Genomic DNA, 25,173 nt, shown 5'->3' with positions numbered 1-25,173 from the left:
GTGAAACGGCTCTAAATCGGGCGTTTCCGGCGGACGTTTTTGCGCTGAGATGGGTATTTTCCACTCACTTGCGCCATGCAAAAGTGCGGGGCCGGTAACGCTGGATTGAGGGGCATCCTGTCGCCGGCCGATTATTTGAGCGTTAAGCGATATTTCTGTTAAACCTGCGCGCCATTTCCCAGTCGTAGACTCCATGGCAGGCCGGTTCTGCCCTAACGTTTCAAACGTGCGTCGCAGTCAGGGCGCTCAGTCGTATCAGGAGCCCTGTGCAATGACGCGCACTCGTAAAGTTTTTATCTGGACCCTCGCCAGCCTTGTTGTCCTGCTGGCCGTACTGGTTCTGATCATCGCGTTCTTCGATTGGAACCGGATCAAACCATCGCTTAACGCCAAAGTTTCCGAAGAGCTGCACCGCCCGTTCGCCATCAACGGCAACCTCGCGGTGGTCTGGCAGCGTGAACCTGACGAGGGCGGCTGGCGCGCGTGGGTGCCGTGGCCGCATGTAGTGGCGCAGGACTTGAGCCTGGGCAACCCGGACTGGTCGAAGCAGCCGCAGATGGTCACCCTCAAGCGTGTCGAGTTGCGCCTCTCGCCCTTGGCCTTGCTGGCGCAGCGCGTGGTGATCCCGCGTATCGACCTGACCGAACCGAATGCTGATCTCCAGCGCCTGGCCGATGGTCGCGCTAACTGGACCTTCAAGTTCGACCCCAAAGACCCGAACGCCGAGCCTTCAAGCTGGGTGGTGGACATCGGTGCGATCGGCTTCGACAAAGGCCACGTCACCCTCGACGACCAAAACCTGAAAACTCAGCTCGACTTGATCATCGACCCGCTGGGCAAACCGATTCCGTTCAGTGACATCGTCGGTGACAAAGCGGCGAAAACCGCGTCGCAGAAGGGCGCTGCGCCGCAGGATTACGCATTCGCGCTGAAGGTCAAAGGCCAATACCACGGCCAGAAACTCGCGGGCGAAGGCAAGATCGGCGGCCTGCTGGCGTTGCAGGACGCGGCCAGACCGTTCCCGCTTCAAGCGCAAGTGAAAATCGCCGACACCAGTGTCGAACTGGCCGGCACCCTCACCGATCCACTGAACCTCGGCGCCTTGGACTTGCGCCTGAAACTGGCTGGCACCAGCCTGGGCAATCTCTATCCGCTGACCGGCGTAACCCTGCCGGACACACCGCCGTACGAGACTGACGGGCACCTGATCGCCAAGCTGCATGAAGCAGACGGCGCGGTGTTCCGTTACGAAGAATTCAACGGCAAGATCGGTCAGAGCGACATCCATGGCAGCCTTGCTTATGTCGCCAGTCAGCCGCGCCCGAAGCTGAGCGGCTCATTGCTATCCAATCAACTGCTGTTTGCCGACCTGGCCCCGCTGATCGGTGCTGATTCCAACGCCAAACAAAAGGCCCGTGGCGGCGACAGCAAGCAGCCGGCGGACAAGGTGTTGCCGGTCGAAGAGTTTAAAACCGAGCGCTGGCGCGATATGGACGCTGACGTCGAGTTCACTGGCAAGCGCATCGTCCACAGCGAAAAACTGCCGTTCAACGATCTCTACACCCACCTGATACTCATCGACGGCGTGCTCAGCCTTGAACCCCTGCGCTTCGGCGTGGCCGGCGGCAACCTGGATGCTCAGATTCGCCTCAATGGCCGAACCGAACCGCTGGAAGGCCGGGCCAAACTCACCGCACGCAAGTTCAAACTCAAGCAGTTGTTCCCGACCTTTGAACCGATGAAAACCAGTTTCGGCGAGCTCAATGGCGATGCCGACATCACCGGTCGTGGCAACTCGGTGGCCAAACTGCTGGGCACTGCCAATGGCAATCTGAAGATGCTGATCAATGACGGTGCCATCAGCCGCGAACTCATGGAACTGGCCGGGCTCAACGTTGGCAACTATGTGGTCGGCAAAATCTTTGGTGACAAGGAAGTGAAGATCAACTGCGCTGCCGCCGACTTCGATATCACGACCGGTCTGGCGACCACGCGCCTGTTCGTCTTCGATACCGAAAACGCGATTATCTACATCGATGGCACCGCCAACATGGCGACTGAACAACTGGACCTGACCATCACCCCGGAATCCAAGGGCTGGCGCTTGATATCGCTGCGTTCGCCGTTGTATGTGCGGGGCAAGTTCATCAAGCCTGATGCGGGTGTGAAGGCTGTGCCGCTGATACTGCGTGGGGCGGGGATGGTGGCGCTGGGTGTGATTGCCGCACCGGCGGCGGGGTTGCTGGCGTTGGTGGCGCCGAGCGGTGGCGAACCGAATCAGTGCGCGCCGTTGCTGGAGCAGATGAAGGCCGGCAAGGCGCCAGTCACCGTCAAACCCACCCGGTAACCAGCGATCGTTCCCACGCGGAGTGGGAACGATCAGTCATCTTAAGGCCGCGATCTTGGCAATAACCCTGACAACGCGGCTTCCTCCTGCAACCACGCAAAAAACGCCCGGACCGGCGGATGCCGTTCGCGCCCCGGCACGCATAGTGCGGCGTAACCGGCACCATCGACCTGAACCTCACCCTTGTAGGCCACCAGCAAACCGTTCGCCACGCTCTCGGACACCAGAATATTGCTCGCCAGCACCAGGCCTTGCCCGGCAATCGCCGCTTGCAGGGCGTAATGCTCTTCGTCGTATTCGCGGATCGCTGGCTGCCCCGCAAGCCAGTTCTCGCCGGAGTGTGCGCACCACGCCTCCCAGCCGTGTGCGTACAGTTTGGAGTTGTGCCAGCGCACGCTGATCAGCGTCGGCGCTCGGCTGGCGGCCAGGGCGACTTGCTCGGGCGAGCCGTAGACACCGAAGGATTCGTCGAACAGACACAGGCCATAAAGGTTCGGGTAATCACCGAGGCTGTAGCGCAGCACCAGATCGATGCTGGCGTCCTGATGCAAATCGATGACTTCGCAATGGGTATCGAGCCGCAGGCTGATGTTCGGGTGTCGGCTGTAGAACCGGCCCAGCCGCGGCACCAGCCACAACGCAGCGAAAGCGGCGGTGGTGGAGATCGTCAGGCTCGCGCCGCTGCGTTGTGGGCGCAAGGTATCGACACTTTGCGCCACTTCCAGCAAGGCACCGTGCAAGCTGTGGAACAGCCGTTCACCGCAGTCCGTCAGGCGAACTTGCCGTGGCAACCGCTCGAATAAGGGCACACCGAGCCAGCTCTCCAGCGAACGAATCTGATGGGACACCGCCGTCGGCGTCACCGAGAGTTCTTCGGCGGCTGCCTTGAAGCTCAGCAGGCGCGAGGCGGATTCAAAGGCGCGCAGGGCGGTCAGCGGCAGCGAGGCAAACATTGAAAGCTCCATGGATGAATCCAATTCATCCAGACTGATTTTTGCTCATTTGAAGAGGGGCGGCTGCGCGCTTCAAGCTGCAAGCCACAAGCAGTTTGAGTTTAGTCCTTCAGGAGATTCAGATGAGCACAATTCTTGCCGTACATGCCAGCCCCCGTGGCGACCGTTCTCACTCCCGGCGTTTGGCCGAGGTGTTTCTTTCAGCCTGGCAGGCGGCCAATCCTCAGTCGCACCTGACCCGTCGAGAAGTCGGTCGAGCGTTGATTCCGCCCGTCAATGAGGCTTTTGTGGCCGCCGCGTTTTACCCCGAACCCGATGCGCGGCCGCTGTCGATGCAGGCCGACCTGGCGTTCAGCGATGAACTGGTGGGCGAGTTACTCGGTCACGATTTGCTGGTGATCTCCACGCCGATGCACAACTTCAGCGTGCCCAGCGGCCTCAAGGCCTGGATCGATCAGATTGTGCGACTGGGGCTGACCTTCAATCACACCCTGGACAATGGCGTCGCCCAATACGAGCCGCTGGTGCTGGGCAAGAAGGCGTTGATCGTCACCAGTCGCGGTGGATTCGGTTTCGGGCCCGGTGGAGAACTTGAGGCGATGAACCATGCTGATCCGTTGTTGCGCACGGCATTGGGGTTCATCGGCATCACCGACATCACGGTCGTGGCCGCCGAAGGCGAAGAATCCGAGGCGCGCACCTTCCAGATCTCCGCCGCCGAGGCCGAGCAGCGTTTGCGGGCGCTGGCCAGGGAGTTCTAGATGGCCTGGCTGTTTTTGCTGATCGCCGCCGGCTTCGAAGTCACCTTTGCGATGGGCATGAAGTACGCCGAGGGCTTCACCCGGCTCTGGCCGTCAATGATCACCGTGGTGGCTGCGGTGGGCGGGATCTACTTCCTGACCCTGGCCATGCGCGAGTTGCCGGTGAGCATCGCTTACCCGATCTGGACCGCCATCGGCTCACTGGGCACGGTGTTTCTCGGGTTTGCGCTGCTCGGCGAAAGCCTGACGGCGGTCAAACTGGTGTCGGTCGGATTGATCGTGGCGGGGGTGGTGGGACTGAAGTAGGGCGGGATGTCATAGACTGGTCGTTGAGTTGTCATCTTCGATGCCGATGCTTGGCTGGTGTCTTGCATTCAGCCTTGCGTCACCTCACCGATCACAAGGACGTTCACCCATGTCGCAAGGTTCTGCCACGCGTTATCCGTTGGTGTTGGTCCCGGGAATGCTCGGGTTTATCCGTCTACTGATCTATCCGTATTGGTACGGGATTATCTCGGCGTTGCGCCGGGGTGGGGCTTTGGTGTTTGCGGTGCAGGTCTCGCCGCTCAATTCAAACGAGGTACGTGGCGAGCAGCTGCTGGCGCGGATCGAGGAGATTCTGCGGGAAACCGGGGCCGAGAAGGTCAACCTGATCGGTCATAGCCAGGGCTCGCTCACCGCCCGTTACGCCGCTGCCAAGCGCCCGGATCGGGTGGCGTCGGTGACGTCGGTGGCAGGGCCCAATCACGGTTCGGAGCTGGCGGATTACCTGCATAAACACTATCCGGGAGACAGTGCCAAGGGGCGTTTGCTCAGCGTTTTGCTGCGCTGGATCAGTGCGCTGATGAGCCTGCTGGATACCGGTTATCGCGGACCGAAATTGCCGGTGGATATCCATGCCTCTCATCATTCCCTGACGACTGAAGGCGTGGCGCTGTTCAACCAGCGTTATCCACAGGGCTTGCCTGAAACCTGGGGCGGACATGGGCCGGAAGAGGTCAATGGCGTGCGGTATTACTCCTGGTCCGGGACCTTGCAGCCGGGCAAGACCGATCGCGGGCGAAACCTGTTTGATGGGACCAACCGCAGTTGTCGGTTGTTTTCCAGAACCTTCGTTCGAGAAGTCGGGCATTGCGACGGGATGGTCGGGCGTTACAGCTCGCATCTGGGGACAGTGATCGGCGATGAGTATCCGCTGGATCACTTCGACATCGTCAATCAGTCGTTGGGTTGGGTGGGCAAGGGCGCGGAGCCGATCCGGTTGTTTGTCGAGCATGCTGCCCGATTGAAAGCCGCCGGGGTGTAGCCTCCTGTGGCGAGGGAGCTTGCTCCCGTTGGGCTGCGAAGCGGCCCCGAATTGCGACCGCTTCGCGCTCGATCGGGACGGTGCGGCGTTCCGACAAGCTCCCTCGCCACAAAGGTTTACGCGCGGCCGAGAACCGTGGTCCAGCGCTCCGACAAAATCACCCCACCCAGCGTCAACACCCCGCCGACCAGGTGATACATCGCCAACTGCTCATGCAGCACCACCGCTGCAATCAGCGCAGTAATCAACGGCAGCAGATTGAAAAACAGGGTGGTCCGGCTCGGCCCCAGGCGGATCACGGCCTGCATCCACGCCAATGGCGCAACCATCGAGGCCAGCAGGCAGGCGTAAAGCACCAGCGGAATGTTCTGCAGCGTCGGGCCGATTTTCGGTGACGCGAGGAACATCGGAAACAGCACCACCACCGCCACCCATACCTGCAAGTACAGCAACACCAGCGGCGGCAAACGCAGCTGCCACTTTTTCAGCAGCGTGCTGTAGATCGCGTAGGCCAGGGTGGCGATCAGCATCATCGCGTCACCCAGGTTCACCCCGTGTTCGAGCAGCGCACCCAGGCTGCCGGATGAGACGACCACCAAAACCCCTGCGAGCGACAGCACCGCTCCGACCAGGGCCCCGATGGTCAGGCGCTGACCGAGACTGATGATCGCCATGGCCAGCGACATCAGTGGCATCAGCGACAGGATGATGCCCATGTTGGTGGCCGAGGTCAGGCTCGCGGCGAAGTACGCCAGGCTTTGGTAAACAGCCATGCCGAGCACGCCGAGCACAAAGATCTTGCCCAGGTTCGGGCGGATCGCTGGCCAATGGGCGATCACCGGTTTGAGCATGAAGGGTGTGAACAGCAGTCCGGCAAGCAGCCAGCGGTAAAAGCCGATCTCGGCGGGGAAGATCGCCCCGGCCGACATCTTGGTGATCACGGTGTTGCCGGCCCAAATGAAAATGGCCAGCAGGGGATAAGCGTATTGCATCAGAGAAAACCAGAACGTTAATGAGGGGTGATTATCGCCTGTCTGGATACAGGCCTATACTTCGATCCAGACAACCTGCCCCTGATGACGGACAGCATGAACAGTAAGCACATCGATCTGCTCGACTTCAGCGAACTGCCTGCCCCGGTGTACTTCCGTTATGCCGACTTTGATGCGCATCGATTTGCCTCGGCGCACCGTCATCCATGGGGCACGCTGGAGTATTCGGCCCACGGCGTATTGCACATGGAAATCGGCGGCAGCCGCTTCATGTCACCGCCGCAATATGCGGTGTGGGTGCCGCCGCAGACCGAGCACAGCTTCTACAGCCATCAGCCCATCAACTATCGCGCGGTCTGCCTGGCACCGCCGATGTGCCAGGACCTGCCGCAACAGGCCTGCACCCTGGCCATCAGCGACATCCTCAAAGCGATCCTCAAAGACTTCGCCACCCGTGACGTGAAGATTCCCGAGCACGAAGCCGACAAACGTCTGGCTCAGGTGTTGGTGGATCAGTTGCAACAGGCGCCCGTCCATGAGTGTTATTTGCCCTACGCCAGCAGCCCCGGATTGCTCGGGATACTCGAAGCCTTGCAGGCCGAGCCCGGAGATAACCGGCCCTTAGCGGAATGGGCTGCGCAGATCCATGTCAGCGAACGCACCCTGGCGCGGCGGTTCGTGCATGAGTTGGGCATGAGTTTTGGTGAGTGGCGGCAGCGGTTGCGGTTTCTGGCGGCGATCGAAGCGCTGGACAGCCATCGCAGCATTCAGGAAATCGCCTTCGACATGGGCTACAGCACCGGCTCTGCGTTTATCGCGATGTTTCAACGCCAGGCGCAGTGCACGCCGGAACAGTATCGACGCAGCCACCTTGAGAGCAGGAAGGTGTAACAGGTGTTGTCTACACTCCAGAACGAGGCCGTGCTCGTCGGTGCGGCAACAAGGAGAAAACTCCATGAAGATGTTGCGTGTCCCTTTGTTGATGATCGGTTTGCTGCTCTGCTCCCAAGGCTTCGCCGCCACTGAGCAACAGAACAAGATGACCACCTGCAATGCTGACGCTACCGCGAAAACCCTCAAGGGAGACGAACGCAAAGCTTTCATGAGCAATTGCCTCAAAGCTGCGCCCGCCGCCGATGCCGCCAAACCCCTGACGCCTCAGCAAGAGAAAATGAAAACCTGCAACGCTGATGCCGCCACTAAGGCGCTCAAGGGCGATGCGCGCAAAACCTTCATGAGCGATTGCCTGAAGAAAAAATAATCGAGCGTCTACGGGGCGAAGGCATCTGCTCGCTTCGCCGCCGGAACGCTGGCAGACTGCCAATCCTTTTACGCCGTTCGTTTTGAGGCTGTATGCCAACGTTTTCTCAACGTCACGTCTTGCTAGTCATCAGTTGGGTCATTATTTTCGGCGGATTGTTGCTGGTGATACCGCTGCGGTTACTGCCCAGCCTGCTGGCCGGGCTGCTGGTGTTCGAACTGGTCAACATGCTCACCCCGCAATTGCAGCGGTTGATCGAAGGTCGGCGTGCGCGCTGGCTGGCGGTGGCGTTGTTGGGAACGCTAGTGGTCAGTGTGTTGACGTTGATCTTTGCCGGTGCCTTCAGCTTTCTGCTGCATGAAGCGGAAAACCCCGGCGCTTCTCTCGACAAATTCATGGGGGTGGTTGATCGGGCGCGTGGGCAACTGCCGCCGTTCATCGACGCCTATCTGCCCGCCAGCGCCGCCGAGTTCCGCGTGGCGATTGGCGAGTGGGTGAGCAAGCACCTCAGCGACTTGCAGCTGGTGGGCAAGGACGTGGCGCACATGTTTGTGACGCTGCTGATCGGCATGGTGCTGGGGGCGATCATTGCCTTGCAGCGCGTGCCAGACGTGACCAAGCGCAAGCCCTTGGCCGCCGCGCTGTTCGACCGCTTGCACCTGCTGGTCCAGGCATTTCGCAACATCGTGTTCGCCCAAATCAAGATTTCCCTGCTCAACACCTTCTTCACCGGGATTTTCCTGGCGGTGGTCCTGCCGATGTTCGGGATCAAGCTGCCATTGACCAAAACCCTGATCGTGCTGACGTTCCTGCTCGGCCTGCTGCCGGTGATCGGCAACCTGATGTCGAACACCCTGATCACCATCGTCGGTCTGTCGCTGTCGATCTGGGTGGCTGTGGCGGCGCTGGGTTACCTGATTTTTATCCACAAGCTCGAATACTTTCTCAATGCGCGCATCGTGGGCGGGCAGATCAGTGCCAAGTCGTGGGAGTTGCTGCTGGCGATGCTGGTGTTCGAGGCCGCGTTCGGCCTGCCGGGGGTGGTGGCAGGGCCGATTTATTACGCGTATTTGAAGAGTGAGTTGAAGCAGGTGGGGATGGTCTGATCCGCTGTTGATCTACTGTGGAGAGGGGGCTTGCCCCCTCGCCACAGGGTTTTAGGTCAGTCCATCGTGCCGTAGCGCTTCATCGCTTCAATCGCCAAGCCACTGCCAATGCTGCCGAAGATGTTCCCTTCCACATGCCGCGCATTCGGCAACATTGCCGAGACGCTGTTGCGCAGCGCCGGAATCCCGCTCGAACCACCGGTGAAGAACACCGTATCCACCTGATCGACTCGCACATTGGCGTCGTTCAGCAGCTGGGTCACGCTGTTGCGCACGCGCTCCAGCAAGTTGTCGATGGCCGATTCGAACAGTGCCCGGCTCAACTCCACGCTCAAACCCGGTTCGATGCGGTCCAGCGGCACATGGCGGCTGTCGGCGTGGGTCAGCTGGATCTTGGTTTCTTCCACTTCCATGGCCAGCCAGTGGCCGGCGCGCTGGTCAATCAGCTTGAACAGGCGATCGATACCGCCGGTGTCTTCGATGTCGTAACGCATGCTGCCCAGCGCCAGGGTCGACTTCTGCGAATACACCGAGTTGATGGTGTGCCAGGTCGCCAGGTTCATGTGATGGCTGGTCGGCATGTAAGCACCGCTCTTCATCCGGCTGCCGTAGCCGAACAGCGGCATCAGGCCTTGCAGGCTCAACTGCTTGTCGAAATCGGTCCCGCCGATGTGCACGCCGCCGGTGGCGAGGATGTCGTCGTGACGGTTGTCGTGGGTACGGCGTTCAGGGGACAGGCGCACGAGCGAGAAGTCTGACGTACCCCCGCCGATGTCGACGATCAGTACCAGTTCTTCTTTTTCAATGGTCGACTCATAGTCGAAGGCCGCCGCAATCGGTTCGTACTGGAACGAAACGTCCTTGAAACCGATGGCGCGGGCCACGTCCACCAGGGTGTTTTCGGCTTCCTGGTCGGCCATTTCATCGTCGTCGACGAAGAACACCGGACGACCGAGCACCACTTCATCGAACTCGCGACCGGCGGCGGTTTCGGCGCGCTTCTTCAGCTGGCCGATAAACAGTCCGAGCAGGTCCTTGAACGGCATCGCCGTGCCGAGGACGCTGGTGTCGTGCTTGATCAGCTTGGAACCGAGCAGGCTCTTGAGCGAGCGCATCAGCCGGCCTTCATAGCCTTCCAGGTACTCGTGCAGCGCGAGGCGGCCGTACACCGGGCGGCGTTCTTCCATGTTGAAGAAGACCACCGACGGCAGGGTGATCTTGTCGTCCTCCAGCGCGATCAGCGTTTCCATGCCGGGGCGCAGCCAGCCGACGGTGGAGTTGGACGTGCCGAAGTCGATACCACAGGCACGGGCTGGAGATGCGTTTTTCATGTCTATCAGGTTCCGGTTAAAAAACGGCCGCGCAGTGTATGTCAGTGCGGCGCAGATTCGAAGGCCGACTATCCGCTAAATCACCACGAATAGCGCCTTGATAAGCTGGACCGATGCCCCAAACTTGTCTGCATCGACCCTGGCAGCCATCGGACGGTCGCAAGAACCGTCCTCCGCTGCCGATAAACTTCTGATGCGCGCCCCGGTCACAACCTTGAGATCGGTCAACCTCGCGGCTGCCAATAAGCGCATGCTGCCGGTGGTGGCGCGATTTTGATAACGGATGGTGATCCTTAGATGGACTTCAAAGACTATTACAAGATTCTCGGTGTGGAACCGACCGCGGACGATAAGACGATCAAGGCCGCCTATCGCAAACTTGCGCGCAAGTATCACCCGGACGTCAGCAAGGAAAAGGACGCCGAGTCCAAATTCAAAGACGCCTCGGAGGCCTATGAAGCGCTGAAAAGCGCCGACAAGCGCGCCGAATACGACGACTTGCGCAAATACGGCCAGCACGGCCAACCGTTCCAGGGCCCGCCGGGTTGGCAGGGGCGTGGCGCAGGCGGTTTCGGTGGTGGTCAGGACACAGGCGATTTTTCGGACTTCTTCAGTTCGATTTTCGGTAACCGTGGCCCTGGTTTTGGTGGTGGACAGTCGGGCCGCAGCGCCGGGCGTCGAGGGCAAGACGTGGAAATGGAACTCGGGATTTTTCTGGAAGAAACCCTCTCGAACGAATCGAAGAAGGTCACCTTCCAGGTGCCGCAGTACAACGCTGCCGGCCAGCATGTCAGCAACACCAGCAAAAGCCTGAACGTGAAGATCCCGGCCGGCGTGACCGACGGCGAGCGCATCCGCCTCAAGGGCCAGGGTGCACCGGGCACGGGTGGCGGGCCCAATGGCGACTTGTTCTTGATCATTCGCTTTGCGCCGCACCCCAAGTTCGACGTCGAAGGCGAAAACCTGATCATTACCTTGCCGTTGGCTCCGTGGGAGTTGGCATTAGGCACTGAGGTGGCAGTGCCTACACTGACAGGCAAGATCAACCTCAAGATTCCGGCCGGCAGCCAGAACGGCCAGCGCATGCGCGCCAAGGGCCACGGCTTGATGAACAAGGCCGGTCATCGCGGTTATCTGTTTGTACAACTCAAGGCCGTCATGCCTAAAGCCTCGGATGACGAGGTCAAGGCGTTGTGGCAGGAACTGGCGAAAAAAGCAGCTTTCAACCCCAGAGAAAACTTCTGATCCAAGAGACGGAGTAGCCCATCATGAGCAACCCCCTGATCGTTCAACTGGACCTGGCAGAATTCTGTGAGGCGACCGACCTGTCGGACGTCTACGTGATCGAGATCGTCGAGCACGGCATCCTCGAACCTCAGGGCAAGCAGCCCAAGGATTGGCGTTTTAACGATTATGAGTTGGCGCTGGCCAAACGTGCCGCGAAGCTGCGGCACGATCTGGAGCTGGAATGGGAAGGCGTCGCCCTGGCGCTGGACCTGCTTGAAGAGGTCCAGCAACTGCGGGCCGAGAACCGCATGCTCAAGCAGCGGTTGGCTCGGTTGGTGATCGAGTAGTCGGCCCATGTCCCAAGGCAGTGAGTGAACATCATAACGCCATGATCTGCCGGTAAAACAGCGCGTGGCGAGGGCATAAGCTCAACAGAAAATAATGGTGTTATATATGTATATTCAACCCTTTAATAGTTGATCGATCACTCTATTGGTCGGTCGCCGGTCGAACAAATTTTTAGTCTTTTATTTCCAGGGGTGCCGCCTAAGCTGATAACTTCTATCGTTATCTTTGGTTGTTACATAATGTCTGAATTAAAAGGGTTGGAAGGCGTTAAACAAAAGCCGATTAATCCAGTGCCCCATAAAAGCCCTCACCACGAACGTATTGTCCAGGCACTGCCCCGCGCAATAACAGCAGCACCCATGAGCCGCCTGTTATCACTGGACATCGCAAGTCCAGCGTTCCCCGATTGGTACATAAATGCGTCCAGCCTCGATCGGCAGCGTCTAAAGGCGCTGGTAGATGAGCGCTGGCGGCTGCAGGCGAAGGTGGATGCCCCTCTGAAAGACTTGCAGCAGGACATCCAGGCGTTTGCCAAACCCTTGCTTTCCTTGCTTATCTGGTCAAATTTCAACTCCGATGCCGACGTCAGCGCGTTGAAGGTGAAGCTGTATGTGCCGGACACGATTCTGCGGGTGATCGACGGTGGCGCCAGTTATCTGCGTGAATCCACCCTGCTGGAGGCGGCGTTGCATAACTTCGAAGAACCGGAAACCGCAAATGATTATTTCAGGAGCGGTTCCGGTGTGTATTCGAAGAACTTCAGGGGTGAACTGAAACTTGTAAAAGCAATGACGATCACCAAGATCGCCACCCTGTGTCGGCGGTTAAACCTGGGTGCGCAGTATCAAAGCCATATAAAAAGCATTCTGCTACCGTCCGATCCAAACGCCAGGCAGTTATTGAAAGATAATACGGTGGCCGCGCAGAAAGCTTCCTTTAACCTGGATGCGTTAACGGCTTACTTGAAAAAAGATATCAGCGAGTATGCGTACAGCAAACTTCAACAGGTGCGCGATAACAAAAGCGATATCACCTTTCATGATCAGCCGCTGCACCGGCATCGACTCTCGCTGATGGGTTTCCCGTTGCACGGCATCGTGCTGTTCAGCGCCTTGAGCCAGCCGTCCCGGCTCAAGCCACTGGTCGACGCATTGACCCCTGACGGAGTGAAGTTCTGGAGCGACTGGTCGCAACGCTTGCCAGTGATGCCAGGAGATCATTACGGGAAATTCAAACTGCTGCAGTCGTTTTTCACCAACGGTCCTTCCGGCGTCCATGAGGACATGCTGCGTCGCGAGGATATTTATCAGCAAAGCCGACTGGATGGACCGGTGATTGCCTACGTGCCGGACGATCCGCTGCATCCGTTGAAAGAGTACAACTCACTCGCCGACTTCATGAAAGAACTGCTCAGCCAACTGCGCGAGTCGCAGTATCAGGCGTTCTTCAGTCGCTTCGTGAGGCAAAAGGACAAGGGTAAATTCTTTGCCCGGGTCAACGAACGCCTGTCGCGTGTCGTCTGGCGGCAGCGCGAGCCGTTGGACATGGGCCCCTGGTGGCGGGAAACCGCAGTCGAAAATCCTGCCGCCGAGCCCATCACCAACCTGATTGCCGGAGATCTGTGGCAATGGTTGTATGTCGACAAACGCGATAAAGCCATCGCCGATGCGCGGGTCATTGCAGTGCCGACCGGCGATGAGGACGCTGCGACACGCTGGAAGCGTCTGACCAGCTACCTGGACATCGGCTGGAATCTGTTCAACTTTGTCGGGATGTTGATTCCGGGCGTGGGTGAAGTGCTACTGGGCGTGATGGTGGCGCAGATCGCCGATGAACTGCTGGAAGGCATCGAAGACTGGAGCAAGGGCGATCGGGACGAGGCGGCGTCCCATATTAACGGGGTGCTGATCAATTTTGCCCAGTTGGCGCTGATGGGCGCGGGACACGTACTGCCCAAGGGTGTCATCGCAGTAAAGCCCAGCGCGCTGATCGACAGCCTCAAACCGGTAGAGCTCCCCGGTGGTAAATCCCGCCTGTGGAAGCCCGACGTCGGGCCTTACGAGCACCCGGTGGCGCTGCCGGCCAATGCCGTGCCCAACGACATCGGCTTGTATGAGCACCGCGGCAAGCCGTGGCTGCGGCTGGAGGAAAAGACCTACCAGGTGAGCCAGGACCCGGTGACGGGGCAGCACCGACTGGAGCATCCGCAGCGCCGCACGGCCTACAAACCGCGGGTGGAACACAACGACGCTGGCGCCTGGAAGGTCGAAACCGAACAACCGCTGGAATGGGACGCGAAGCGGTTGATGCGGCGCCTGGGTTACTCGGCGGACGCGTTCAGCGATGCCGAGCTTGCGCAGATCCTGGACATCAGCGGCACACATGAAGGTGTGTTGCGCAAAATGCACGTCGAAAACGAACCTGTGCCTGCGCTGTTGGCCGATACGCTCAGCCGGTTTGACGCCTATAAACAGGCCGAGCGCTTGATCGCTCAGATGAACATCGATGAGCCTGCAACGGTTACCGCCAGCAGAAAGCGTGTGCTGTTCAATGATCGCTATGCCAGCCAGCAAGCGAGCGCAGACCCACAGGTCAATCTGATTAAAAGTCGTTTTTCCGGTATTCCCACCCGTAGGGTCGAAGACCTGTTGGCCGGTGCATCGAGTGCGGAGCGCGAACAAATGGCCAAATGGAATTTTGCGGACACTCGACAAACCAAGCCCATCCCGCTGCGTCTGGCAGAGGCGTTACGTCACGCGCAACGTGAAGTGCGCCTGTCGCGGGCCTATGAGGGGCTTTATCTGGATGCGCTGCTGACCCAGGACACCGAGCGTCTTGCCCTCAACACCCTGGAAGCATTGCCGGGTTGGCCAGGCAACTTGCGAATTGAAGTCCGGGAGGGTTCCTTGCACGGGGAGCTGCGCGCCAGTGTCGGGCCCGAGCAGGCCACCGAGCGCAAGGTTCTGATGCGCAAGGACGATGGGCGCTACGAAACGCGTGATGCTGAAGACAACCATTTGCATGGTGACGATGACCTGTACGCGGCATTGCAGCATGCACTGCCGGATGCCCATCGCAGCGCGTTGGGCCTGCCTCATGTGGGGCAGGGGCCGCAGCTCAAGCTGCTGATCAGGCGGCAAGCCCTGTCACGTACGGCGCTGCGCGAGGTTCTGCAGATGCAGCCGGTCAAGCCCTTCTTCAAGAAGCCGGCGCGTGGGGGCGATGGTCGTTTTGGTTATCCGTTGAGTGGTCGTGGGCAGAGCATGCAAAGGTTACTCGCAGAGCGCCGCGACAGGGTTCGCAGGCTATACCCCTCCTATGGCAACGCAGACATCGAACTTGTGCTGGCGCAGGCGGCGAATGCGCAGGTTCATCCGACGCTCCCGATGACGATTGATAACTATCTGTTCAACCTTGAATTTGAGCTGGAAAGCCTGAAAACCGAGGCACAAGCCTGGGTGGAAACACCCAGTACGCACGTCTTGCCCGATGGCCGTACTGAGGTGGTCAGCCGGCAGGACAAACAGCGAGTGGCGGACTTGCTCCGCCAGTGCTGGCAAAGAGTGGACGTACCGGAAGGGGCTGGGGGGGGCTTGCACTCCGGAGGCTTGCTCAGCCTGGCTGGTCTGCGGATTGGCGAGCTGCCGGTGATTTCCAGGGCGCAGTTTTTTCATGTCCCCTCGCTAGACCTCAGCGCTATGGCGCTTGGGGCGGTGCCGGATGCTTTTCTGGAAGCCTTCCCCAACGTGCGCGAAATAAGCCTGGAGGATAATCGACTGACACGTATACCGACGGAGTTGCGGGAGATGCGCTGGCTAGAGGCACTTGACGCTTCCAGAAACCAGATTGCGTTAACGCCGCAGACCGTTGCGGTTCTCGAAGAATGCCCTGCGTTACAACACCTGTACTTGAGTGATAACCCACTGGGCCGCGCACCTGACTTTCGCCGCATGCCGACCTTGCGGCAAATCGACCTGCGCCGCACCGCACTCACCGAGTGGCCGACAGGGCTGGATACCTTGCCGGATCTTCAACGCGTCGATTTGCGCGATAACCTGATCACCCGGGTCGCAGGCGACATCCTCAACCCTTCTGAAGAGTATGCAGCCGCTGCCGAGCGGGCATTCAAACGCACCTCTCTGGACGGTAATCCGCTCACGCCTTCTGCCCTGGATGACTATGCACAGGCGTGGATGCGCTTTTCACGGCCACCCGAAGGGGTGCATGTGCCTATGGCACCGAATGGGGTTCGCGACCCTCTGGCGAACTCCGATGCGAGGCTTGAGCGCTGGATGCGTGACATTCCGGACAGCGAGCGTGCCATCAGGGAGGACCAATGGCGACTTGTAGACGATGGCCAGCAAACGTCGAGCGAGTTCTTCACGTTGTTGGAAGACCTGAGGGAAACGGCCGAGTACAGAAATGCTTACCCGGATCTACAGGCGCGAGTGTGGAAAATACTGGATGCCGCCACGCACTCCGAGGAACTGCGTACCGACTTGTTCCTTCTGGCAGGCGATGTAGAGACTTGCGCCGATGGGGCCAGTTTGATTTTCAGTCGGTTGGAGGTCAGGAACCTCGCCAACGAAGGCTTGAAGAGCGTCAATGCCGGGCAGGCCAAAGAGGCGCTTTCGACCTTGGCAAAAGGACTGTTCAGACTCGATGAAGTCGAGCGAATCGCGCAGCAGGATATAGACGCTCGCATTCGTGTCATTGCGCAATCAACCGATACCCTCCTGAAGAAAGTTGAACGAGCCTTGCAGGTCGATAGAGTGGAGATCCGGCTTGCCTATCGCATCGGCTTGAAGGACCGGCTGGGCTTGCCGGGGCAACCTGGACAGGCCAGGTTCACCGGGATTGCCAATGTGACGACGCAGATGCTTGAGGCCGCCGAGCAGCGGGTGCTGAGTCTGGACAACTCAGCGCAGGAGCTGTTGGCGACCACTCAGCGTGATTTCTGGAGAGCGTTCCTGAAAGACAAATACTCCGATGAACTGCTGCTGGATCAAGGTCCACTGTGGGTGCGTCAGCAAGCGTTGGATGACGTACAACAAGGCATGACGAGTCAGGAGTACAAGCTCAAAAGCGACGAACTCAAGAGCGAGTTCAACGCGATGGAGCAAGCATTCATTGAGCGCAAGACAAAGGTGGAATTACCCCGGTTCAACGCCGGACAGTGAGGCTGCGGCAGGATTGACAGGCGTCGCATTCGAATAAATACAGGTTTCCTTTATAGGCCCCAAATATTGCCAATTGTGCAGTGTTTGGGGCTTTTTTAATGCTTGTTGGGCGTTAAGTAATATCCAATATTAATCCGCTCGTATTGCAGTAGGCGCAGGGTGTTATATATGTATTTTTCGCACTGCAATATTCGAACGTTCGCTCTGTTTGTTACGCGGACGGTCGAGCAGTTTTTTAGTCTTTTGTTTTGAGCGGTACGATTTAAGCTGTTTGCTCCTATTGTTAGTTTGGTTGTATCTAATGTCTGAATTGGAATTGAATAGAACTGCTGGTTTGACGGTGATCCGTCCGGGCGTTGATAAAAAACGGCCCCGCGAACTTATTGTCCAGTCACTGCCCCGCGCAATAACGCAAGCGCCGATGAGCCGTCTGTTGTCACTGGACATTGCACGTCCAGAATTCCCCGATTGGTACATGGAGATGTCCAGCACTCATCGGCAACAGCTTAAAAAGCTGATTGACGTGCGCTGGCGGTTGCAGGAAAAGGTGGACGCTTCCCTGAAAGACTTGCAGCACGACATTCAGGCATTTGCCAAGCCTTTGCTGGCCGAGGCGATCCGCTTGAATTTCAACTCAAGTGCCGACGTCAGCGAGCTGACGCTGAAGCTGTATGTGCCGGACAGGATTCTCTTGTTCATCGACAGGGGCGCCAGTTATCAGCGTCATTACTCGCTGCTGGAAGCCGCATTGCATAACTTTGAAGCCTCCGAAACCGCTGAGGATTATTTCAGGACAGGCTCCGGTGTGTATTCGACGGATGCCAGAGGGGAGTTGCAACTTGAACGCACCATGACCGTCGAGAAAGTTACAACTTTATGTCGGAGCCTGGACGTGGGTGCGAAGTATCAGGCTCATATAAAAAATATCCTGATGCCGCCCGATCTGAACGCCCGGAAGTTACTTGAAAGGGATTGGTTGGCGACGGAAAGGGCCAGTTTCAATCTGGCGGCGCTGATGGCGTACGTTAAAAAAGACATCGGTACGTATTCATATAACATCCTTCAGCGGGTGCACGATGGCGAGCGTGGAATCAACTTCCATGACCAGCCGCTGCACCCGCATCGGTTAACGCTGATGGGCTTTGCGTTGCACGGCATCGTGCTGTTCAGCGCCGTCAGCCAGCCGTCCCGGCTCAAGCCACTGGTCGACGCATTGACCCCTGACGGAGTGAAATTCTGGAGCGACTTGTCGCATCGCGCGCCAGTGATGCCAGGAGATCTTTACGGGAAGTTCAAACTGCTGCAGTCGTTTCTCACCAACGGTCCTTCCGGCGTCCGGGAGGACATGCTGCGTCGCGAGGACCTTTATCAGCAAAGCCGTCTCGACGGCCCGCTGATTGCCTACGTGCCAGACGATCCGCTGCACCCCTTGAAAGAGTACAACTCCCTTGCCGATTTCATGAAGGAACTGCTCGGCCAGCTTCGCGACAAGCCCTATCAGGAGTATTTCAGCCGTTTCGTGAGGCAAAAGGACAAAGGACAGTTCTTCGCGCGGGTCAACGAGCGCTTGTCGCGTGTCGTCTGGCAGCAACGCGAGCCGCTGGACATGGGCCCCTGGTGGCGGGAAACCGCGCTCGAAAACCCCAATGCCGAGCCGATCACCAACCTGATTACCGATGACGTGTGGCAGTGGCTGTGTGTCGACAAACGCGACAAAGCCATTGCCGATGCGCGGGTCATCGCGGTGCCGACAGGGGACGAGGATAAGGCCGCACGGTGGAAGCGCCTGAGCTCTTATCTGAACATCGGCTGGAACGTGTTCAACTTTGTCGGAATGTTGGTGCCCGTGCTGGGGGAAGTCCTGCTGGGGGTGATGGTTGCGCAAATCGTCGATGAGCTGGTGGAAGGCATCGAAGACTGGAGCAAGGGCGATCGGGACGAGGCGGCGTCTCATATAAACGGGGTGCTGATCAATTTTGCCCAGTTGGCGCTGATGGGCGCCGGGCATGTACTGCCCCGGGGTGCCGTCGCAGTAAAGCCCAGCGCATTGATCGACAGTCTTAAACCGGTGGAGCTCCCCGGTGGTAAATCCCGCCTGTGGAAGCCCGACGTCGGGCCTTATGAGCACCCGGTGGCGCTGCCGGCCAATGCCGTGCCCAACGACATCGGCTTGTATGAGCACCGCGGCAAGCCGTGGCTGCGGCTGGAGGAAAAGAACTATCAGGTGAGCCAGGACCCGGTGACGGGGCAGCACCGACTGGAGCATCCGCAGCGCCCCACGGCCTACAAACCGCGGGTGGAACACAACGACGCTGGCGCCTGGAAAGTCGAAACCGAACAACCGCTGGAATGGGACGCGGAGGGAGTGATGCGACGCATGGACAGCCGACTTGCCAACCACTCCGCGCAAACGCTGGCCAAGATTCAGCGAGTGAGCGGTGTCCAGGAAACCGTGCTGCGCAGGCTGCATGTCGAACATGAAGCCCCACCTGCGTTGCTGCGCGATACCGTCACCCGTTTCGACGCCTACGGCGAGGCGGAACGGTTGCCGCAGCAGATCCTGGCCAATCAGGTGCCCGATGAGATGATTGGCATTGAAGCGGCCGCCATGGTCGCATTACCGCGCTGGCCCGAGAGCCGCGCCATTGAAGTGTTTCAGGCCGAGAATCGCACCGGGCCTTCGGTCAAATACGGCAATGCAATGGCCACTGACCCGATGACGATCAGGATCAGCCGTTCCGAGCTGGCGGCCGGGAAACTGCCAGAGCGGGTGCTTGAGTCGTTGAATGAAGCCGACATGCGCACCCTGCTGGGCCATGAGATTGCACTCGATCAACCGACGCGTATCCAAACACTGCACCAGCAGATGGCCATGCAGGCAGGCAAACAGAAAAAAAGCCTGTTTGAAGCACTGTATAAAAAACGCGACGTTTCCAGCGATCCACGTGTGCAGCGAGTGCTCAATGAGGTTCCGGAGCTGCCGGCCAACGCTGCTCAGGAACTGCTGGAGCAGGCTGAACCGGAAGATCTGCGACACCTGGCCGAAAAACAGCGCCTCTCGCTGCGTTTGCGCCAACAGGCACGACACATGCGCGACCGGGTGCGATTGAACCGTGCGTATGAGGGCCTATACCTTGAGGAACTGGCCGGTGCCGACTCGCGCAGGCTTGAGCTGGGTTCGCTGGCCAACTTGCCAGGTTGGTCCGACGAGGTGCGCATCGAAATTCGCGAGCTGGGATTCAACGGGAAACTGCATGCCAGCGTGGGGCTGCAAGAGGCGTCCATCCGCAAAGTACTGATTCTCGACGAGGACGGGCGCTACCAGACACGTGATGCCGAAGATCAGCACCTGCACGGCACCGATGAGCTCTACGCTTCGGTCTTGCACGCCTTGCCGGATGCGCAGCGTGACGCGTTGGGGTATGGCATTCACGATGGCGCACGGCTCAAGGCCGATGTACATCGCTTACCCCTGAGCCATGAGCAGTTCGCCCCGACATTGCTTGAACATCCGATTCGCAAGCCGACCTATGACCCGCAAACCATGAAGCTGCTCGGGGGGATGGACGGTTACCATCGTGCTTCCGGGGAAAGTACTGCACGGCTTCGCGTGCGCAGTCTTTATCCAACGCTCAGCGATGCCGAACTCGATACGTTCATCGAGACCTTGCGCCAGCGAAACACATCGTTGGGCGCACAGATTCATGCGCTTGAGATCGAATTCGACCAACTGGTTTCAACCCTGGAGCGGTGGGTAAACGGGCCGACCCAGGATTTTCGTTTCGGTCCCAGTGCCGTTGCCGAGTGGCGCGCCAGGAACACCATCGCCGCAAAAATCAGGCGGTGTTGGCAGCGCACCGGCCCCAGGCATCTAGATGCGTATGGGAACGTTCTTGGTCAGACGCTGGACCTGAGTAACTTCAATTTGCACCTGCACATCGATCGCATGCCCAAGCTGGAGGCCAACTTCGATCACGTCACACGTCTGTGGTTACGCAACACAGGGTTATCAAGTATCGAGCAACCGTTTCTTGAGTCCTTTCGCAACGTGCAAACGCTGGACGTGGCGCGTAATTCCCTGACGGCGCTGCCGCAGAGTATTACCCAGATGCCGCACTTGACCGACCTGGACCTCACGGGAAACCGCATCGTGCTGCGGCCCGCGGACGTCGCAATGCTCAGGAACCGTACTCGACTGACCACTTTATGCCTGGGTGACAACCCGCTGGGGTTGTTGCCGGACATCAGTCGCATGCCCGATTTGCATACCCTGATATTGTCCGGCACAGGGGCCACTACCTGGCCGCCCGGGACGTTTACCTGGCCACGGTTTCGGCATTTTTTCCTGGATCTGCGCAACAACCCGTTGACGACTATTCCGCGGGTTGTTCGGGGGACATGGGACGCCGAGCTGTTGGGGCGTACGTGGCTCAGCCGCGAACCCAGATGGATGTCAGCTGAAAACCTGGAAATTCTCAAAGACTATGTTCGGTCGGCGGGCATGGATCCTGATCGTGCGTACCCGCCCCGAGGTGTGCGTTCCAGCATCGATTGGGGGGAAGGCTTGAGGCGGTCTGACTGGGTAGCGAAGCAGGAGCTCTGGAACGAGGTTGAGGATGAATTCAATTCGACCGATTTTTTCGAAGAGATCGAAAACCTTACCCGGTCTAAAGACTTCACCGCCAGCAGGGCCTATCGGGCCGATTTGACGGCCAAGGTCTGGCGAATGCTGGAGACCATGGCCGAGGACGCCAGGTTAAGACAAAAATTCTTCATGGAGGCCAACGCACGATCTAGCTGCGTCGACGGAGCCACACAGCTTTTCAACGTCCTGGGTGTCGATGTGCTGGTTCAAGAAGCTAAAAAACTGGGCAACAACGGTTTGATCGAAGCTGAGCTGGTGAGCCTGGCAAAAGGCAAGTCGAGGCTGGATGAGCTCGGGAGAATCGCCAGGCGTCATATCGAGGCCCGAGAGGCCGCGGGGGAGCGATTTCGTCGTGAAAATGCCGCCGGTGATATCACCGGGACGATTGATGAGGTCGAAGTTCACCTGGCCTTCATGACGGATCTGGCAGAACGGCTGGACCTGCCGTGGCAGGCTCGCGGCATGCAGTTTCGCAATATGGCAGGCGTCACCAGTGAAATGATCGAAGATGCCTATCAGAGGATTCTGGGGCTGGAGGAGGGCAATCTGCTGTGTGATTCGATTGCCGAGCAGCCATTCTGGAATTCTTTTGTCGAGAGTTCCAACCGGGCACGCTTCCGGGCCATTGATCGCAAGACAGTTGCCACGACCGAGTTCAAGGAAGCCCTGGATGCAAGAGCGCGCAGCGCGAGCCTGTCACCGGAGGAGAAAGCCGGATTGAAAGAGCAAATCCGCGTCCTGGCCGCTGAACTCGGCCAGCCGGAAAGTGCTATCGCTGCGGGCCAGGTCATGACGGACGAGGCCTATGAACAAGCGCTGGCCTTGATTAGAAACGAGCGTGAAGCCTTGTTACTGCAACTGACTCAGAGCGCCATGGATCGGGCCAAATTGAATCGGGTGGAGATACCTTTCAAGGTCGATGCGGGCAGCTGATCACTGCACGTTCAGCCTCAATGCGAAGGCGTCATGCTTCGCATTGAGGACGCTGATGGCTCAGAACAGAAAGTAACGCTGAGTCATCGGCAACACATCCGCCGGTTCACACCACAGCAAAACACCGTCAGCCTTGACCTGATAAGTCTGCGGGTCGACGTCGATGTTCGGCAGGTAATCGTTGTGTATCAGGTCGGTTTTCTGCACCTCGCGGCAACCTTTGACCACAGCGATTTTCTTTTTCAGACCCAGTGCTTCAGCAAGGCCGGCCTCTTGCGCCGCCTGACTGATAAAGGTCAGGCTGGTGGCATGCAGCGAACCACCGTAGCTGGCAAACATCGGACGGTAATGCACCGGTTGCGGTGTCGGGATCGACGCGTTGGCGTCGCCCATCAGGCTGGCCGCGATGGCGCCGCCCTTGAGGATCAGCGTCGGTTTGACCCCGAAAAATGCCGGGCGCCAGAGCACCAGGTCCGCCCATTTACCCACTTCGACCGAGCCCACTTCATGGCTGATGCCGTGGGTGATTGCGGGGTTGATCGTGTACTTGGCGATGTAGCGTTTGGCGCGGAAGTTGTCGTTGCCTTCGCCATCACCGGGCAATGGGCCGCGCTGTTTTTTCATCTTGTCGGCGGTCTGCCAGGTGCGCATGATCACTTCGCCAACCCGGCCCATGGCCTGGCTGTCAGAGCTGATCATCGAGAACGCGCCGAGGTCGTGGAGGATGTCTTCGGCGGCGATGGTTTCGCGGCGGATGCGGCTTTCGGCGAAGGCCACGTCTTCGGCAATGCTTGGGTCCAGGTGATGGCAGACCATCAGCATGTCGAGGTGTTCGTCGATGGTGTTGCGGGTGAACGGCCGGGTCGGGTTGGTCGAGCTCGGCAGCACGTTGGCAAAGCCGCAGGCCTTGATGATGTCCGGGGCATGGCCGCCACCGGCGCCTTCGGTGTGATAGGTATGGATGGTGCGGCCCTTGAAGGCGGCGAGGGTGGTTTCGACGAAGCCCGATTCGTTGAGCGTGTCGGTGTGGATCGCCACTTGTACGTCGTACTGGTCAGCGACGTTCAGGCAGTTGTCGATGCTCGCCGGGGTGGTGCCCCAGTCTTCGTGCAACTTCAGCCCGATGGCACCGGCCTTGACCTGCTCGATCAACGGTTCCGGCAGACTGGCGTTGCCCTTGCCCGTGAGGCCAATGTTCATCGGGAACGCATCGGCAGCCTGGAGCATCCGCGCCAGGTGCCACGGTCCGGACGTGCAGGTGGTTGCATTGGTGCCCGTGGCCGGGCCGGTGCCGCCGCCGATCATGGTGGTGACGCCGCTCATCAATGCTTCTTCGATCTGCTGCGGGCAGATGAAATGGATGTGCGTGTCGATGCCGCCCGCAGTGAGGATCATGCCTTCACCGGCGATGACTTCGGTGCTGGCACCGACCGCGATGGTCACGTTCGGCTGGATGTCCGGGTTGCCGGCCTTGCCGATGGCGGCGATGCGGCCGTCCTTGAGGCCGACATCGGCCTTGACGATGCCCCAGTGGTCGATGATCAGCGCATTGGTGATCAGCGTGTCGACGACCTCTGCGGCGAGCAATTGGCTTTGACCCTGGCCGTCGCGGATGACTTTACCGCCGCCGAATTTCACTTCTTCACCGTAGGTGGTGAAGTCTTTCTCGACTTCGATCCACAGCTCGGTGTCGGCCAGACGGACCTTGTCGCCGACGGTGGGGCCGAACATGTCGGCGTAGGCTTGTCTCGAAATTTTCATATGTTTGCCTTGGAAAGTGCGGCAGTCCGCTGTCCATTGTGGCGAGGGAGCTTGCTCCCGCTCGGCTGCGCAGCAGTCGTAAAAATCTACCGCCTCGGTTTATTCAGATAAATCGCATTAGCTGTATTGCGAGCGCTTCGCGCTCGAGCGGGAGCAAGCTCCCTCGCCACAAGGGCGGTGTTAATCCAGGTCACCCATGATCCTGCCGGCAAACCCGAACACCCGGCGATGCCCGGCCAGGTCTACCAACTCGACCTCGCGGCTCTGCCCCGGCTCGAAGCGCACGGCGGTGCCGGCGGGGATGTTCAGGCGCATGCCGCGGCTGGCGGCGCGGTCGAACGTCAGCGCATCGTTGGTTTCGAAGAAGTGGTAATGCGAGCCGACCTGAATCGGCCGGTCGCCGCTGTTGGCCACTTTCAGGTTGAGGGTGCGACGGCCAACGTTGAGTTCGATGTCGCCGGGCTGGATCTGGTATTCACCAGGAATCATCAATGGGCTCCTTGGAGAATCTTGTAGTAGAGCGCGGTCGGTTTGTAGAGACCGCTCGGGTCGCAGGCATAGTCGGGGATTTCGCCGGCCTTGGTGTAACCCAGGGCCTTGTAGAAGTCTTCGGCGGGAGAGCCGGCCTCGGTGTCGAGGTACAGCATGCCGCGCTTGTGCTGGAGCGCGGCCGCTTCCAGTGCACTCATCAACTGTTGGCCCAGTCCCCGGCGACGCGCATGTTCACGCACCAGCAGCTTTTGCACTTCGGCACGGTTCAGGCCATTGGCTTTCTGGCACAGGGTCAGTTGCACGCTGGCCTGCACTTGTTCGTCCTTGACCACCACCCACAGCAGCACGTTGCCCTTGTTCAGGTTCTCCTGGACATCATCGAAATAGGCTCGGGCCTGGGTGGCGTCCAGATTGGCCATGAACCCGACGCTGGCGCCATAGCCGACGGCGTCGAGCAGCAGATCAATCAAACCCTGACGATAGTGCGCAAAGCTTTCAACATTGACGCGGCGCAGTTGGGCGGCGTTCAT

The 25,173-nt window shown here is 59.1% G+C and carries 17 protein-coding genes; 11 read left to right on the top strand and 6 right to left on the bottom strand.

The window, feature by feature from the left end; translation table 11 throughout:
• The first annotated feature begins 271 nt into the window (after nucleotides 1-271).
• Complete coding sequence (locus ABH912_RS17465; RefSeq protein WP_429511245.1) at nucleotides 272-2,347, top strand: AsmA family protein; 2,076 nt, start codon at nucleotides 272-274, stop codon at nucleotides 2,345-2,347.
• Between the two features lie 41 nt (nucleotides 2,348-2,388).
• On the opposite strand, the gene ABH912_RS17460 is transcribed toward ABH912_RS17465, so the two are convergent.
• A complete protein-coding gene (locus ABH912_RS17460) occupies nucleotides 2,389-3,312 on the bottom strand; it encodes a LysR substrate-binding domain-containing protein (RefSeq protein ID WP_429511244.1) in 924 nt (307 codons plus the stop codon).
• Nucleotides 3,313-3,422: 110 nt separating this feature from the next.
• On the opposite strand from ABH912_RS17460, the gene ABH912_RS17455 reads away from it, so the two are divergent.
• From ABH912_RS17455 to ABH912_RS17445, 3 genes are all read left to right on the top strand, one after another.
• Nucleotides 3,423-4,061 (top strand): FMN-dependent NADH-azoreductase, encoded by a 639-nt coding sequence (locus tag ABH912_RS17455; RefSeq protein WP_429511243.1) that lies wholly within the window; start codon nucleotides 3,423-3,425, stop codon nucleotides 4,059-4,061.
• Complete coding sequence (locus tag ABH912_RS17450; RefSeq protein ID WP_008157366.1) at nucleotides 4,062-4,367, top strand: DMT family transporter; 306 nt, start codon at nucleotides 4,062-4,064, stop codon at nucleotides 4,365-4,367.
• 109 nt (nucleotides 4,368-4,476) lie between these two features.
• Nucleotides 4,477-5,367, top strand: coding sequence for an alpha/beta fold hydrolase (locus ABH912_RS17445; RefSeq protein WP_429511242.1), 891 nt, complete (start codon nucleotides 4,477-4,479; stop codon nucleotides 5,365-5,367).
• A gap of 116 nt (nucleotides 5,368-5,483) precedes the next feature.
• Here ABH912_RS17445 and ABH912_RS17440 read toward each other — a convergent pair whose 3' ends face one another.
• Entirely contained in the window at nucleotides 5,484-6,359 is an 876-nt protein-coding gene (locus ABH912_RS17440) for a DMT family transporter (RefSeq protein WP_033055592.1), read from the bottom strand.
• Between the two features lie 96 nt (nucleotides 6,360-6,455).
• Between ABH912_RS17440 and ABH912_RS17435 the strand changes: the two genes are divergently transcribed.
• The 3 genes from ABH912_RS17435 to ABH912_RS17425 all read left to right on the top strand — a co-directional run bounded on the left by ABH912_RS17435 (nucleotide 6,456) and on the right by ABH912_RS17425 (nucleotide 8,726).
• Nucleotides 6,456-7,250 carry an AraC family transcriptional regulator gene (locus tag ABH912_RS17435; protein ID WP_429511241.1) on the top strand — a complete coding sequence of 265 codons (795 nt, stop codon included), beginning with the start codon at nucleotides 6,456-6,458 and terminating at the stop codon, nucleotides 7,248-7,250.
• 64 nt (nucleotides 7,251-7,314) lie between these two features.
• A complete protein-coding gene (locus ABH912_RS17430; RefSeq protein ID WP_429511240.1) occupies nucleotides 7,315-7,620 on the top strand; it encodes a PsiF family protein in 306 nt (101 codons plus the stop codon).
• Nucleotides 7,621-7,712: 92 nt separating this feature from the next.
• Nucleotides 7,713-8,726 (top strand): AI-2E family transporter, encoded by a 1,014-nt coding sequence (locus ABH912_RS17425; RefSeq protein WP_033055594.1) that lies wholly within the window; start codon nucleotides 7,713-7,715, stop codon nucleotides 8,724-8,726.
• Between the two features lie 56 nt (nucleotides 8,727-8,782).
• Here ABH912_RS17425 and ABH912_RS17420 read toward each other — a convergent pair whose 3' ends face one another.
• Nucleotides 8,783-10,057 carry an Hsp70 family protein gene (locus ABH912_RS17420; protein ID WP_033055595.1) on the bottom strand — a complete coding sequence of 425 codons (1,275 nt, stop codon included), beginning with the start codon at nucleotides 10,055-10,057 and terminating at the stop codon, nucleotides 8,783-8,785.
• Nucleotides 10,058-10,354: 297 nt separating this feature from the next.
• Between ABH912_RS17420 and ABH912_RS17415 the strand changes: the two genes are divergently transcribed.
• The 4 genes from ABH912_RS17415 (at nucleotide 10,355) to ABH912_RS17400 (ending at nucleotide 22,390) form a co-directional block, all read left to right on the top strand.
• Nucleotides 10,355-11,302, top strand: coding sequence for a DnaJ C-terminal domain-containing protein (locus ABH912_RS17415; protein WP_429511239.1), 948 nt, complete (start codon nucleotides 10,355-10,357; stop codon nucleotides 11,300-11,302).
• 23 nt (nucleotides 11,303-11,325) lie between these two features.
• On the top strand, nucleotides 11,326-11,631 hold the full coding sequence (locus tag ABH912_RS17410) for a chaperone modulator CbpM (RefSeq protein ID WP_033055598.1): 306 nt from the start codon (nucleotides 11,326-11,328) through the stop codon (nucleotides 11,629-11,631).
• A gap of 360 nt (nucleotides 11,632-11,991) precedes the next feature.
• Nucleotides 11,992-16,812: an NEL-type E3 ubiquitin ligase domain-containing protein gene (locus ABH912_RS17405; protein WP_429511237.1), complete on the top strand. Its 4,821-nt coding sequence runs from the start codon at nucleotides 11,992-11,994 to the stop codon at nucleotides 16,810-16,812.
• Nucleotides 16,813-17,233: 421 nt separating this feature from the next.
• On the top strand, nucleotides 17,234-22,390 hold the full coding sequence (locus ABH912_RS17400; protein WP_429511236.1) for an NEL-type E3 ubiquitin ligase domain-containing protein: 5,157 nt from the start codon (nucleotides 17,234-17,236) through the stop codon (nucleotides 22,388-22,390).
• Between the two features lie 60 nt (nucleotides 22,391-22,450).
• Here ABH912_RS17400 and ureC read toward each other — a convergent pair whose 3' ends face one another.
• From ureC to ABH912_RS17385, 3 genes are all read right to left on the bottom strand, one after another.
• The gene (gene ureC, locus ABH912_RS17395; protein ID WP_429511235.1) at nucleotides 22,451-24,151 is read right to left on the bottom strand and encodes an urease subunit alpha; all 1,701 of its coding nucleotides are present in this window, start codon (nucleotides 24,149-24,151) and stop codon (nucleotides 22,451-22,453) included.
• 180 nt (nucleotides 24,152-24,331) lie between these two features.
• On the bottom strand, nucleotides 24,332-24,640 hold the full coding sequence (locus ABH912_RS17390) for an urease subunit beta (protein ID WP_033055601.1): 309 nt from the start codon (nucleotides 24,638-24,640) through the stop codon (nucleotides 24,332-24,334).
• Nucleotides 24,640-25,173: a GNAT family N-acetyltransferase gene (locus tag ABH912_RS17385; RefSeq protein ID WP_033055602.1), complete on the bottom strand. Its 534-nt coding sequence runs from the start codon at nucleotides 25,171-25,173 to the stop codon at nucleotides 24,640-24,642. Before ABH912_RS17385 ends, ABH912_RS17390 begins: the two co-directional genes overlap by 1 nt.

Origin of the sequence: Pseudomonas sp. BT76 TE3572, from assembly GCF_050435365.1 — a bacterium.
GTDB classification, from domain to species: Bacteria; Pseudomonadota; Gammaproteobacteria; order Pseudomonadales; family Pseudomonadaceae; genus Aquipseudomonas; species Aquipseudomonas fluorescens_W.
This window is presented reverse-complemented; position numbering and strand designations above follow the sequence as displayed.

What these genes read in the sequence shown, in the direction of transcription:
- ABH912_RS17410 (WP_033055598.1), top strand. Translation starts at nt 11,326, where the DNA reads ATGAGCAACCCCCTGATCGTTCAACTGGACCTGGCAGAATTCTGTGAG.
- ABH912_RS17415 (WP_429511239.1), top strand. Translation starts at nt 10,355, where the DNA reads ATGGACTTCAAAGACTATTACAAGATTCTCGGTGTGGAACCGACCGCG.
- ABH912_RS17430 (WP_429511240.1), top strand. Translation starts at nt 7,315, where the DNA reads ATGAAGATGTTGCGTGTCCCTTTGTTGATGATCGGTTTGCTGCTCTGC.
- ABH912_RS17465 (WP_429511245.1), top strand. Translation starts at nt 272, where the DNA reads ATGACGCGCACTCGTAAAGTTTTTATCTGGACCCTCGCCAGCCTTGTT.
- ABH912_RS17450 (WP_008157366.1), top strand. Translation starts at nt 4,062, where the DNA reads ATGGCCTGGCTGTTTTTGCTGATCGCCGCCGGCTTCGAAGTCACCTTT.
- ABH912_RS17440 (WP_033055592.1), bottom strand. Translation starts at nt 6,359, where the DNA reads ATGCAATACGCTTATCCCCTGCTGGCCATTTTCATTTGGGCCGGCAAC.
- ABH912_RS17435 (WP_429511241.1), top strand. Translation starts at nt 6,456, where the DNA reads ATGAACAGTAAGCACATCGATCTGCTCGACTTCAGCGAACTGCCTGCC.
- ABH912_RS17455 (WP_429511243.1), top strand. Translation starts at nt 3,423, where the DNA reads ATGAGCACAATTCTTGCCGTACATGCCAGCCCCCGTGGCGACCGTTCT.
- ABH912_RS17420 (WP_033055595.1), bottom strand. Translation starts at nt 10,057, where the DNA reads ATGAAAAACGCATCTCCAGCCCGTGCCTGTGGTATCGACTTCGGCACG.
- ABH912_RS17425 (WP_033055594.1), top strand. Translation starts at nt 7,713, where the DNA reads ATGCCAACGTTTTCTCAACGTCACGTCTTGCTAGTCATCAGTTGGGTC.
- ABH912_RS17390 (WP_033055601.1), bottom strand. Translation starts at nt 24,640, where the DNA reads ATGATTCCTGGTGAATACCAGATCCAGCCCGGCGACATCGAACTCAAC.
- ABH912_RS17405 (WP_429511237.1), top strand. Translation starts at nt 11,992, where the DNA reads ATGAGCCGCCTGTTATCACTGGACATCGCAAGTCCAGCGTTCCCCGAT.
- ABH912_RS17445 (WP_429511242.1), top strand. Translation starts at nt 4,477, where the DNA reads ATGTCGCAAGGTTCTGCCACGCGTTATCCGTTGGTGTTGGTCCCGGGA.
- ABH912_RS17460 (WP_429511244.1), bottom strand. Translation starts at nt 3,312, where the DNA reads ATGGAGCTTTCAATGTTTGCCTCGCTGCCGCTGACCGCCCTGCGCGCC.
- ABH912_RS17400 (WP_429511236.1), top strand. Translation starts at nt 17,234, where the DNA reads ATGAGCCGTCTGTTGTCACTGGACATTGCACGTCCAGAATTCCCCGAT.
- ureC (WP_429511235.1), bottom strand. Translation starts at nt 24,151, where the DNA reads ATGAAAATTTCGAGACAAGCCTACGCCGACATGTTCGGCCCCACCGTC.
- ABH912_RS17385 (WP_033055602.1), bottom strand. Translation starts at nt 25,173, where the DNA reads ATGAACGCCGCCCAACTGCGCCGCGTCAATGTTGAAAGCTTTGCGCAC.